General features: G+C 65.8%; 11 protein-coding genes. 5 read left to right on the top strand and 6 right to left on the bottom strand.

What is annotated here, in order from left to right:
* Nucleotides 1-22: 22 nt before the first annotated feature.
* The gene (gene cadR, locus AB7A72_RS08245; RefSeq protein ID WP_312411437.1) at nt 23-457 is read left to right on the top strand and encodes a Cd(II)/Pb(II)-responsive transcriptional regulator; all 435 of its coding nucleotides are present in this window, start codon (nt 23-25) and stop codon (nt 455-457) included.
* A gap of 76 nt (nt 458-533) precedes the next feature.
* Here cadR and AB7A72_RS08240 read toward each other — a convergent pair whose 3' ends face one another.
* From AB7A72_RS08240 to AB7A72_RS08225, 4 genes are all read right to left on the bottom strand, one after another.
* The gene (locus AB7A72_RS08240; RefSeq protein ID WP_369459600.1) at nt 534-878 is read right to left on the bottom strand and encodes a DUF4148 domain-containing protein; all 345 of its coding nucleotides are present in this window, start codon (nt 876-878) and stop codon (nt 534-536) included.
* Nucleotides 879-1,059: 181 nt separating this feature from the next.
* Nucleotides 1,060-4,239, bottom strand: coding sequence for a CusA/CzcA family heavy metal efflux RND transporter (locus AB7A72_RS08235; RefSeq protein WP_369459599.1), 3,180 nt, complete (start codon nt 4,237-4,239; stop codon nt 1,060-1,062).
* 12 nt (nt 4,240-4,251) lie between these two features.
* Nucleotides 4,252-5,634 carry an efflux RND transporter periplasmic adaptor subunit gene (locus tag AB7A72_RS08230; protein ID WP_369459598.1) on the bottom strand — a complete coding sequence of 461 codons (1,383 nt, stop codon included), beginning with the start codon at nt 5,632-5,634 and terminating at the stop codon, nt 4,252-4,254.
* 4 nt (nt 5,635-5,638) lie between these two features.
* On the bottom strand, nt 5,639-6,967 hold the full coding sequence (locus tag AB7A72_RS08225) for a TolC family protein (protein ID WP_369459597.1): 1,329 nt from the start codon (nt 6,965-6,967) through the stop codon (nt 5,639-5,641).
* 209 nt (nt 6,968-7,176) lie between these two features.
* On the opposite strand from AB7A72_RS08225, the gene AB7A72_RS08220 reads away from it, so the two are divergent.
* Nucleotides 7,177-7,866, top strand: coding sequence for a heavy metal response regulator transcription factor (locus AB7A72_RS08220; RefSeq protein WP_239809659.1), 690 nt, complete (start codon nt 7,177-7,179; stop codon nt 7,864-7,866).
* Complete coding sequence (locus AB7A72_RS08215) at nt 7,863-9,224, top strand: heavy metal sensor histidine kinase (protein WP_369459596.1); 1,362 nt, start codon at nt 7,863-7,865, stop codon at nt 9,222-9,224. The genes AB7A72_RS08220 and AB7A72_RS08215 overlap by 4 nt, the downstream gene beginning before the upstream one ends.
* Nucleotides 9,225-9,236: 12 nt before the next feature.
* Here AB7A72_RS08215 and AB7A72_RS08210 read toward each other — a convergent pair whose 3' ends face one another.
* Nucleotides 9,237-9,776, bottom strand: coding sequence for a hypothetical protein (locus tag AB7A72_RS08210; protein WP_369459595.1), 540 nt, complete (start codon nt 9,774-9,776; stop codon nt 9,237-9,239).
* 239 nt (nt 9,777-10,015) lie between these two features.
* Nucleotides 10,016-10,240, bottom strand: a complete 225-nt coding sequence (locus AB7A72_RS08205; protein ID WP_369459594.1) for a hypothetical protein — start codon at nt 10,238-10,240, stop codon at nt 10,016-10,018.
* 160 nt (nt 10,241-10,400) lie between these two features.
* Here AB7A72_RS08205 and AB7A72_RS08200 point away from each other — a divergent pair, with 160 nt between their 5' ends.
* Together AB7A72_RS08200 and AB7A72_RS08195 are read left to right on the top strand one after the other, a co-directional pair.
* Nucleotides 10,401-10,895 (top strand): MarR family winged helix-turn-helix transcriptional regulator, encoded by a 495-nt coding sequence (locus AB7A72_RS08200; RefSeq protein ID WP_369459593.1) that lies wholly within the window; start codon nt 10,401-10,403, stop codon nt 10,893-10,895.
* Nucleotides 10,892-11,662, top strand: coding sequence for a DNA alkylation repair protein (locus tag AB7A72_RS08195; protein WP_369459592.1), 771 nt, complete (start codon nt 10,892-10,894; stop codon nt 11,660-11,662). The genes AB7A72_RS08200 and AB7A72_RS08195 overlap by 4 nt, the downstream gene beginning before the upstream one ends.
* Nucleotides 11,663-11,664: the final 2 nt, after the last annotated feature.

Raw genomic sequence — 11,664 nt, 5'->3', positions numbered from 1 at the left:
GTATGGACATGAGGGCAATGACATGAAAATCGGTGAACTGGCCACGGCCTCGGCAACGCCCGTGGAAACCATCCGCTACTACGAGCGCGAAGGCCTGCTGCCGCAGCCCACGCGCACCGCCAGCAACTACCGCGTCTATGAGGCGCAACACCTAGAGCGCCTGCAGTTCATCCGCAATTGCCGGGGGCTGCAGATGTCGCTGGACGAAGTGCGCGAGCTGCTGCGCTACAAGGACGAGCCCGCCCAGGACTGCGCCGAAACCGTCGACAAGCTGATCGAAGCGCATATCGGCCATGTCGCCCTGCGCATCCAGGAGCTGCGCGGACTGGAGGCCCAGCTGATCGCCCTGCGTGACCGCTGCCGGGGCACCCAGGACGTGGAGCACTGCGGCATCCTCGCCGGCCTGGCCGAGACGCCAGCGGCGCCCGCGGTCAAACAGCATCTGCATGTGCGCTAGGCACGGGTTCGCTGTTTAGGCCCGTGGGCGCAAAAAAAGGTGGCGCACTGCGCCACCTTCCAGAGCCACGCGGTGTTCAGCCACGGAACATTTGCAGGCGGGCCTTTCTCTCGGCCGGCGTCTCGCTGCTGTACTCGTCCATCACCTGCTGACGCGTCTTGCCGGGACCGGAAGCAGCAGGTGCAGGCGGGTAGTTGCTGCTGCGCAAGGCGTTGGGTCCGCGCTTTTGCAGCGCCTCTACCGTCTCCGCCTGCACCTGCGCGCGGCTCTTGCCCGGCTGGGCATGCTCGGGGTAGAGCTCGTAGCCCTTTTCCGTGGGTGCCGAGTGCAAGGTCGCGCTGGCCGATGCGCTGTTCAGCATGCCCAGCGACAGGGCTGCGAAAGCCAGGGACAACAGGGTGGAGGTAGGTGCTTTTTGCATGGTTGCATTGCCTTTCATGAGGGTGGAAATACGCTCGCTGCGGCTGCATGCGAGATGGCTCCATTGTTGAAAAAACACGCTGACCAAAGCCCCACAGCCAGATGACATTGCTGCAATGCGCGGACTGCGTAAACGGCAGACAAAACAAAGCCATGGCTGTGAAATTAGTGCGCTGAGTGGCTCAAGCCAGGTGCGCAGCGGGCTTGTCAATGTCCTCTTTGCTGTCCAACTCGTCCTCCGACGGATCGCGCCGGTGCACCAGGCGGTACAGCAAGGGCAGCACCAGCAAGGTCAGCACGGTTGACGACAGGATGCCGCCAATCACGACGGTGGCCAGCGGCCGCTGCACCTCAGCACCCGTGCCGGTTGCAATGGCCATCGGCACAAAGCCGAGCGATGCCACCAGGGCCGTCATCAACACCGGCCGCAGGCGCGACAGCGCACCGGTGTGCACGGCATCGGGAACGGCCAGTCCACCCTCGCGCAGCGCGCGGATCGACGAGATCATCACCAGGCCGTTCAACACCGCCACGCCAGACAGCGCAATAAAGCCGATCGCTGCCGAGATCGACAGCGGAATACCGCACAGCCACAGCGCCAGAATGCCGCCGGTCAGCGCAAACGGAATGCCGGTAAAGACGATCAGGCCATCGCGCACGTTGTTGAACATCGCAAACAGCAACGTGAACACCAGCAGCAGCGCGACGGGCACCACAATCTGCAGCCGCTGCTGGGCGGATTGCATGTTCTCAAAGGTGCCGCCCCAGCGCGTCCAGTAGCCACTGGGCAAGGCCATCGCACCCAGGTCCTGCTGCGCCTGCTCGACAAAGGAGCCGATATCGCGGCCGCGCACATTGGCGCTCACCACAATGCGGCGCTTGCCATCCTCCCGGCTGACCTGGTTAGGCCCGGGCGACAGCGCAAAGCTGGCCACCGCCGACAAGGGCACAAAGCCCAGACGGCTGCCCTCCTGCTGCGGCAGCGCAATGGGCAGGCGCTCCAGCGCGGCCAGGTCGCTGCGCAGCGCTTCGGGCAGGCGCACCTGGATGTCAAAGCGGCGGTCGCCTTCAAACACCGTGCCGGCCTCCTGGCCGCCTACCGCTGTGGCAATGGTCTGCTGCACGTCGCCCATGTTCAGGCCATAGCGCGATGCCTTCTCGCGGTCCACCAGCACCGTCAGCATCGGCAGGCCGGTGGTCTGCTCCACCTTCACCTCGGAGGCGCCGGGCACCTTCTGCAGCATCGCGGCAATCGATTGGGCAGTACGCTCCAGCACCTGCATATCGTCACCAAACACCTTCACCGCGACATCGCTGCGCACTCCCGATATCAGCTCGTTGAAGCGCAGCTGGATCGGCTGCGAGAACTCGTAGTTGCTCCCCGGAATCGCTTCGACCACCTCCTGCACCTGGGCGAGCAGGTCCTCGCGGCTGCGCTGCGGGTCAGGCCACTGCGCACGCGGCTTGAGCATGATGTAGCCGTCCGAGATATTGGGCGGCATCGGGTCCGAGGCGATCTCGGCCGTGCCGGTGCGGGCAAACACGCGCTCGATCTCGGGCACCTGGTCCTTGAGCGCGCGCTCGATCTGCATCTGCATCTCCAGCGATTGCGTCAGGCTCGTGCCCGGCACGCGCAGCGCCTGGATCGCAAAGTCGCCCTCGTTCAGATTCGGTGCAAACTCGCTGCCCAGGCGCGATGCCAGCAGCAGGCTCAGGGCCACCGAGACGACGGCTGCCGTCAGCACCACCACCGGCATGCGCATCACCCGCGCCAGCAAGGGCTCGTAGGCCTTGCGCGCCCAGGTCATCAGGCGGTTTTCCTTCTCGCCCACCTTCGCCCCGATGAACAGCGCAATCGCCGCCGGGATGAAGGTGATGGACAGCAGCATCGCGCCCGCCAGCGCCAGCACCACCGTCAGCGCCATCGGGTGGAACATCTTGCCCTCCACCCCCGTCAGCGCAAAGATCGGCAGGTAGACCACCATGATGATCAGCTGCCCGAACAGCAGCGGCCGGCGCGCTTCCTTGGCGGCGGCAAACACCTCATGGAAGCGCTCGCTGCGCGACAGCGGGCTGCCCTTGCGCTCCTGCGCATGCGCCAGGCGCCGCACGCAGTTCTCCACAATCACCACCGCCCCGTCGATGATGATGCCGAAGTCCAGCGCGCCCAGGCTCATCAGGTTGGCGCTGATGCCGAACTTCACCATCCCGCTGAAGGTGAACAGCATCGACAGCGGAATGATGAGCGCCGTGATCAGCGCAGCGCGGATATTGCCCAGGAATAAAAACAGCACCACCACCACCAGCGCCGCGCCCTCGACCAGGTTTTTCTTCACCGTGGCAATGGCTTTTTCCACCAAGGTGGTGCGGTCGTAGACGGTCACGATCTTCACCCCCTCGGGCAGGGTCTTGCGGATCGACTCCATGCGCGCATCCACCGCCTTGGAGACCACGCGGCTGTTCTCCCCGATCAGCATGAACACGGTGCCCAGCACCACATCGCGGCCGTTGTCAGTGGCCGCGCCGGTGCGCAGCTCGCGGCCCAGGCTTACCTCGGCCAGGTCGCGCACGCGCACCGGCTGGCCCTGGGTACTGCCCACGATCACCTCCTGGATATCGGCAATGCCCTGGACCTGGCCGGGCGCGCGGATCAGGTACTGCTCGCCTTCGCGCTCGATATAGCCGGCGCCTACATTGGTGTTGTTGCTCTGCAGCGCCGCCACCAGCTTGTCCATCGAGATGCCATAGGACGCGAGCTTGTCCGGCCGGGGTGCCACCAGGTACTCCTTGGCAAAGCCGCCGATGGAGTTGATCTCGGTCACACCGGGCACATTGCGCAGCTGCGGTTTGATGACCCAATCCTGGATCTCGCGCAGGTCCATCGGCGTGTAGAGGCTGCCATCAGCCTTTTTGGCGCCCTCCTCGGCCTCCACCGTCCACAGGTAGATTTCGCCCAGGCCGGTGGAGATGGGGCCGATGCTCGGTGCAATCCCGGGCGGCAATTTCTCACGCGCCTCCTGAATGCGCTCATTGACCAGCTGTCGCGCAAAGTAGATGTCGGTGCCATCCTTGAAGATCACCGTGACCTGCGACAGCCCATAGCGCGACAGCGAACGCGTCTGCTCCAGGTGCGGCAGGCCGGCCATCACGGTCTCGATGGGGTAGGTGATGCGTTGCTCGGTCTCCAGCGGCGAATAGCCCGGCGCCTGGGTGTTGATCTGCACCTGCACATTGGTGATGTCAGGCACCGCATCGATGGACAGGCGCTGGTAGCTGAAAACGCCCAGTGCAGCCATGGCGAAAACCGCCAGGATGAGCAGCCAGCGCTGCTCGATGGAAAAACGGATGATGCGCTCAAACATGCAGACCCCCGATCAATGCGCGTGCTCGGCAGATGCCTTGCCCAGCTCGGCCCGCAGCATGAACGAGCCCTCCTTGACATAGCTCTGCCCCGCCTTCAGGCCCGATGTCACCTCGGTGGTCTTGCCGTCCGTCGTGCCCAGCTGCACCACCTGCGCCTGGTAGCCGCCCTCGGCCGGCACAAACACCACGCTCTCCTTGCCGTCCGGCCGCTGGATGGCCTTGGCGTCCACCGCCACGGCGACCGGCGACTCGCCCGCCAGCACCTGCACATCGACAAACAGGCCCGGCCGCCACACCCCCTGCGGGTTGGCCAGCGCCACGCGCGCTGGCGCGGTGCGGGTTTGCGCGCCAATCAACGCACCCACATAGGCAATCCGGCCTTCTGCCTGGGAGTCAAAGGCCGTGGCGCGCACGACCACCGGCGCGCCCATGCGCACATCGGGCAGCTGCGGCGCGGCCACGCTGATCTCTGCCCAGACCGAGCGCAGGTCCGAGACGGTGAACGAGGCCGTGCTGTCGGTCACCGATTCGCCCACGGTCAGGTGCTTCTCGACGACCATGCCGGCCAGCGGCGCGCGCAGCTCATAGCGGCTCGATCCGCCCGCGCCTGCGCCCGCGCCAATCGCGGACAGCTTTTGCGCGGCATTGGCCACCGCAATCTCGGCCTCCTGCAGCGCTTGCTGGGCCGCCTGGTAATCCTGCTCGGCAGAGATGCGCTCCTGCCACAGCTGCTTTTCGCGATCGTGGTTGCGCTTGGCAAAGGCCAGCCGCCGCTGCGCCGTTTGCAGCTCGCTGCGCTGGTCAGACACCGCCGGGCTCTGGATCACCGCCAGCAGCTGCCCCTTGGCCACCTGCTCGCCCAGCTGGGCATGGACCGAGGCCACCACCCCCGCCACCCTGGGCACCACATGGGCCGTGCGGTCTTCGTCAAAGCGGATTTCGCCGGGCAGCAGCACTTGCTTTTTGATGGACGCCGGCCCCGCCTGGGCCACCACCACACCGGCCGCCTTGGCCTGCGTGGCACTCAGCTTGACCAGGCCCTCGCCCGCTTCCTCGCCTTCTGCATGGCCGCCTTCCGCAGCGCCATGCGCATCCTTGCGGCCAGCCTCGGCCTTGTCGTCATGGTGTTCACCATCGCCATGCTGGCCTGCCTCCTGGTGCGCATCGGCTTGCCCGCCGGCTTTTGCACCGGTTTTGGCAGCTGCTTCACCATGGTGCTCGCCATCTTTGTGGGATGGCGCATCGGCATGGCCTGCTGCCGGTGCTGCGGCTGCGCTGCCGGGGCTGCGCAGCAAATAGGCGCCACCGGCCACGCCGGCGGCCGCGATGACCGCCGCCGCGATCCACTGTTTGGACGAGGTCAGCGAGCTATCGAATCTGTTTTTCTCGGACATGGGTTCAGACTCCTGGAGCGGCCGCCAGCGCTGGCGTGCCAAAGATGCGTTCAATCTCCGCACGGGCGCGGTGCGATGCCATCAGCTGGTCCAGCAGCTGGCGCCGGCTGTCAAACAGGCTGCGCTGGGCGTCCAGCACGTCCAGAAAGCTGAACTTGCCCAGCGAAAAACCGCGCACGGCCAGCTCATAGGCCGACTGCGCGGTGGGAATCACCTGGCTTTGCAGCAGCGCCACCTGCTGGTTGCTGCTGATCCACTGCTGGCGGGCGGCAAACACCTGGGCCTGCAGTTGCAGGCGCTGGTCCTGCAGCTGCTGCTCGGCCTGGTCCACCTTGCGCAGGGCCTGCAGCTGGTTGCCGGCATTGCGGTCAAACAGCGGCAGCGGGATGCTGACGCCGACAAACACCTGGTTGCGCCCGACATCGCGGGCGCGCTTGACGCCCAGGCTCACCGTCGGGTCCTGCACGCGCTTGCTGCGCTCCACCGCCGATGCGGCCTGGCTTTGCGCCAGCGCGCGCTGGGCCAGCACCATCGCGGGTGCCTCGTCCAGCCGTTGGTCCAGCTGCTCGGCGGTCGGCGCCGCCGTGGTGGTCAAAAAATCGCCGCTGGCCAGGCCCAGCTCGGCGCCGCGCCCGCCCCAGAGCGCGGCCAGGTTGTGCTGCGCCACGCGCGTCAAGGCATGGGCCTGCTCCAGCTCCATCGCGGCATTGGCCTGCGCCACCTGGGCACGGCTGGCTTCCAGCGGTGGCACCTTGCCCGCCTGCACCCGTTTGTTGGCGGCGTCCAGCGCCTGCGTTGCCAGCGCATGGGTCTGGTTCGCAAAATCCACCCGCTGCTGGGCCAGCAGCAGCTCGTTGAAGTTGATGAGCAGCTGGTAGCGCAAGGCCGCCAGTGCGGCCGTTACACCCGCCTCTGCCGCTGCCTTCTCGCTGTCTGCCAGCTGCATGCGTGCCTCGCGCTTGCCACCCAGCTCGATCCGCTGGTTGATCTGCACGGTATTGGTTCGGGTCTCGGGCCGGGTGTCTTCGATGTTGACCGCCAGCTCCGGGTTGGGTCGCGCCTGGCTTTGCATCACCAGACCGTCGGCGGCCGCGGCGCCATGGCGGGCCGCCTGCAAGCCCGGGTTGGCGGCCAGCGCCTTGTCCCAGGCGGCAGCCAGCGTGATCGCCGGGGTAGTCTGCGCCGCCACGCCTGCCTGGCTTTGTGCATCGGCCTGGGCATGGGCGGGCGGCAGCCAGCTGCTGGCCAGCGCTGCGCTCAGCAACCAGGCGGGCCATGCCGGGCGTGGGGGACGGGTGCCGGCCCGGGTGGGGGCTGGCTGCGGGGTGGTCATAGCGGCTTCTCCTATGGTGGCGGGCCGCGCACAGCCAGGCGTTGGCGGCGCCCGGCGCAAGGGAGCGGCAGACACCGCAGGCCCCCGGTGCAGGCGGTATCCGTATGCGATGCCAGCGACTGTAGAAAGCGGCGACGAACACCAGGCCGACAGGAAGATGACAAATTTGTAATCCGCGCCCGCGTGCGCCATCAGGGACAATGGCGGCCATGAGACTGCTGCTGATTGAAGACGAAGCCAAGCTCGGCGAGTACCTTCGCAAAGGTCTGGCCGAGGAGAGCTACACCGTCGATGTCGCCACCAACGGCATCGATGGCCTGCATCTGGCCATGGAGCTGAACTACGACCTGATCGTGCTCGATGGCATGCTCCCCGGCATCGATGGCTTCGCGGTGCTGGCAGCGCTGCGCCAGTCCAAATCCACCCCAGTGCTGATGCTGACGGCCCGCAGCGATGTGCAGGACCGGGTACGCGGCTTGCAAAGCGGGGCCGATGACTACCTGATCAAGCCCTTTGCGTTCTCCGAGCTGGTGGCCCGCATCCAGGTGCTGCTGCGCCGCGCGCAGGCCCACCCCGCGTCGCCTGAGCCCACCGTGCTGCGCCAGGCCGATCTGGAGCTGGACCTGATCCGCCGCAAGGCCGTGCGCGCCGGCGTGCGGCTCGATCTGACGGCCAAGGAATTCAACCTGCTGGCCATGCTGCTGCGCCGCCAGGGCGAGGTGCTCTCGCGCACCGAGCTGGCTTCCCAGGTCTGGGACATGAACTTTGACAGCGAGACCAATGTGGTCGAAGTCGCGGTGCGGCGCCTGCGCATGAAGGTCGACCAGCCGTTTGCCTCGCCGCTGATCCACACGGTGCGCGGCATGGGCTATGTGCTGGAGAGCCGGGCCCCGCCATGAGCCCAGCGCCCGCCATACCGCACCTGGGGCGCCGGCTCTCACGCTGGATGGCCTTGCTGTCCATGCTGGGCCTGGGCGCCGTCAGCCTGGTGGTGTTTCTGGTGTTCGACAATACCTTGACGGCCCGCCAAAAGGAGATGCTCGACCAAAAACAGCAATCGCTGATGCATGTGCTGCGCGATGACAGCACGGCCCACCGCGACAAGGCGCTGGACCACCTGCTCACCGATTTTCTCGCCGGTCACGGCGACTACGCGATACGCGTCGTGGACAACCAAGGCCATGTGCTGTTTGACAGCATCCCGGCAGACTGGAGCAGCCACCACACGCTGCGCCGCAATTTTGCGGTCACCATCACCGCACCCCAGTACCACCCGGCGCGCGCGGCCACCGCCACCTTGGTGATGGACCTGCGCCCTGACCAAGCCTTGCTGCATGGCCTGGGCGGGACCTTGTTTGCCGCGATGGTCGCGGGCTCCTTGCTGCTGGCGCTGTTTGGCGGCCTGCTGGTGCAGCGCAGCTTGCAGCCCATCGAGTCGCTGGTCTCGCAGATCAGCCTGCTGTCGGCGCGCGATTTCGAGCGCCGGCTGGACGGCAGCGGTCTGCCCCAGGAGTTGCAGCCCATCGTCACGCAGTTCAATGCCTTGCTGGATCGCCTGGCCGACGCCTACCGCCAGCTCGAAGCCTTCAACGCCGATGTGGCCCATGAGCTCAACACCCCGCTGGCCACGTTGATCTCCAGCACCGAGGTGGTCTTGCGCAAACCGCGCTCGGTCGAGGAGTTGCGGGAGGTCCTGGCATCGCACCTGGAGGACCTGGGCCGCATGGCCGCGATGGTGGGCGACATGCTGTTTCTGTCGCGCGCCGACCAGGGCGTGGGCGCGCGCGAGACCGGTGTTGTCAGCCTGGCCGCCGTGGCCCAGGATGTGGCCGAGTTCTACGAGGCGGTTGCGCTGGATGCCGACCTGCAGCTGGCGGTGAGCGGCGATGCCCAGGCCCAGGTCGATGCGCCGCTGGTGCGCCGCGCGCTGTCCAACCTGCTGAGCAATGCCACCCGCTATGCGCTGGCGGGCTCGGCCATCCGCATCGGCATACGCACGCGCTGGCAGCACGAGCATGCCCATGCGGTCATCACCGTCTCCAACACCGGGCCCGACATCGCACCCGAACACCTGCGCCACCTGTTCGACCGCTTCTACCGCGCCGATGCCTCGCGCCACAACCCGGAGCGCAACCACGGCCTCGGCCTGGCCATTGTCAAAGCCATTGCGACGATGCATGGCGGCTCGGTCTTTGCGCAGTCGCAGAGCGGGGAAACGACATTTGGGCTGATCCTGCCGGTGGCAGCGCTGGATTGATGGCGGCTGGCGCTACCAGCGCCGCGCTGTTGTGTGTCCCACCCCCAAAACCAGCAAGGCAAGCGCTGCGCCCATCAGCACCAGTTTGACGGTATAAGGTGGCCGCCTGCGGGGCGGGTCCCCGTCAGCTGGCGCCGCTCTGGCGCTTGAGCCGGGCAATACGCCACGCAAGCCCTGGTCGCTGGTACCTGTAAAACCGGTGGCGCGGTGGCTCCACGGGGTGGTTGGAACGATGCCGGTGGGAAGCACCGCCACATCCGGGAGCCCGGATACAGGTCCATATGCAACGCGCCCCTGCATCCAGCGCATACCAGCAGGGATGGGAGACCTGCTTAAACGCAGCGCCGGGCGTATTTTGCAATCAACCATGGCCAGCACCACCGAGGATGAAACTGCTGGTCTCCCGCGCCCTTGCTCCAAACACGGCAGTGCATAGGGCAAAAAATGCGCTGCGCCCCCATCCGGCACCCGCTGCGCAGCTGCCGGCTGCATGCCTGTGAACAGAAAAATGGCCGTGGCCGGCAGTTTGGCAAAAAACAGTGGGCTTTTCATGGCTTTCTCCTTGAGAAGGTCTGCCTATTCCCTGACCTTATGCTGACGTGCGCATGCCAGCTCAGGATTTTCGGGACAGATATTGGATAACCGCGTTTGGAACCATTCACCGGCATGCGCATGGCCGGTATATGTTTCGAGAAAGAAAAACAAGGACAAATTTGTCACTATGCGCGGACCGACATGTCTGACTTGGTACCAAATCGCCGATAATTTTCGGCTTTGCTTGCGAGAGCCCACTATGCGCCTGCCAAGCCGCAAAGAAAAATATCTAATCCAAATTTTATTATTAACAACACCAATAAATAAGCAGCAACCAACGCCACGCTAAATCCCGCCGGGCAAAATAATCGCCAGGGATCCCCATTATTTTCGGCCCCTGTTTCTGCAAACTTTCTGACCGAGCCTATCAGCACCATGGCCCATTCCGGTGACAAAGAAACAGAAATAGCAAAATCCCACAATCGAAAATTTCTTTATCGTGGATGGGCCTGGCATCGGCATCCGCGCAACCGCAGCAATGCCGCATACAGACGGCGGCAGACATACCCGTACAGGCACGCGCAGCGGATGGACGATCCAGACTTGCGCATATAATTAGCCACCTTACTATCAGCCACCACCATGCAACTCGCCCAAAAGTACAACGCCCTGCTGGACGAAGCCCAGCGGTGCGGCATGCCCGATGTGACAGGGATCCGCCTCTGCTTCCAGACGCTCACACTGGCAGCAGGCATTGACCGCGACTGCGCCCGCCTGCTGGCGCCCCACGGCTTGTCGGAAGGGCGCTTTGTGCTGCTGTTCCTGCTCGACGCTGCGCCCGATGGACTGGCCCCCAACACCCTGGCCGAGCGTGCGGGCGTGACCCGGGCCACCGTCACCGGCCTGCTCGATGGCCTGGAGCGCGAAGGCCTGGCGGCCCGCCATGCCGAGGCCGGCGACCGCCGCGCGCTGCGCATACGGCTTACCGGCAAAGGCCAGCAGGTGGCGCAACAGGTGTTTGCGCAGCACAGCCGCTGGATCGCAGGGTTGTATGCTGGTCTGTCGGCCAGCGAGCGCCAGCAGCTGGCCCAGCTGCTGGACAAAGTGGCCCGCAACCTGGGCCCGCCAGCGCCATGAGCAGCCGACGCAAAGGCGCGAGCCGCGCCGCCGATATCCCCTCCGATGTGCTGCAAGCGCTGTCCAACGGCGAGATCGCCACGGCCACCCTGGCTGAATGCACGGCGCTCAACCAGGCGCAGCTGCTGCGCACAGTCTTTCCCGATCTCTCTGCCCAGACCTTGCAGCAGGCGGATGCCGCTTGCGCGCTGGGCATTCTCAAACGCATGGGCCGCATGGCGGAGTTGCTGCTGCATGCGCTGGGCGCCGAGGGCATCGCACAGTGCCGCGGCCACCCGGCAGACACGGTGCGCGGCTGGGCCTGCTTCATGGTCGGTGCTCAGCCGGGGCTGGCACTGCCCGCACGCCTGGCTGCCATCCAAAGCCTGGCGGACGACGGGCATTTTGGCGTGCGCGAATGGGCCTGGATGGCCTTGCGCCCGCATCTGGCCAGCGATCTGGACCAAGCCATCGCGCAGCTGATGCCGTGGACGGCATTGCCGTCCGACAAACTGCGCCGCTTTGCCTGCGAGGCGCTGCGCCCGCGCGGCGTCTGGTGCGCGCACATCAGCGCGCTCAAAAAAGCACCTGCGCAGGCCCTGCCACTGCTGCAGGCGCTGCGTGCCGACCCCTCTGTCTATGTGCAGGATTCCGTCGCCAACTGGCTCAACGATGCGGCCAAGGACCAGCCCGACTGGGTGCGCCAACTCTGCAACCAGTGGCTGGGCGATGCGCCATTGCCCAGCACCGAACGCATCTGCCAACGCGCGCTGCGCAGCTTGGCCTGAAG

Origin of the sequence: Comamonas sediminis (assembly GCF_041107495.1) — a bacterium.
Classification (GTDB): Bacteria; Pseudomonadota; Gammaproteobacteria; order Burkholderiales; family Burkholderiaceae_C; genus Comamonas; species Comamonas sediminis.
The sequence above is the reverse complement of the archived record's forward strand: the minus strand, read 5'-3'. Positions and strand labels throughout refer to the sequence as shown.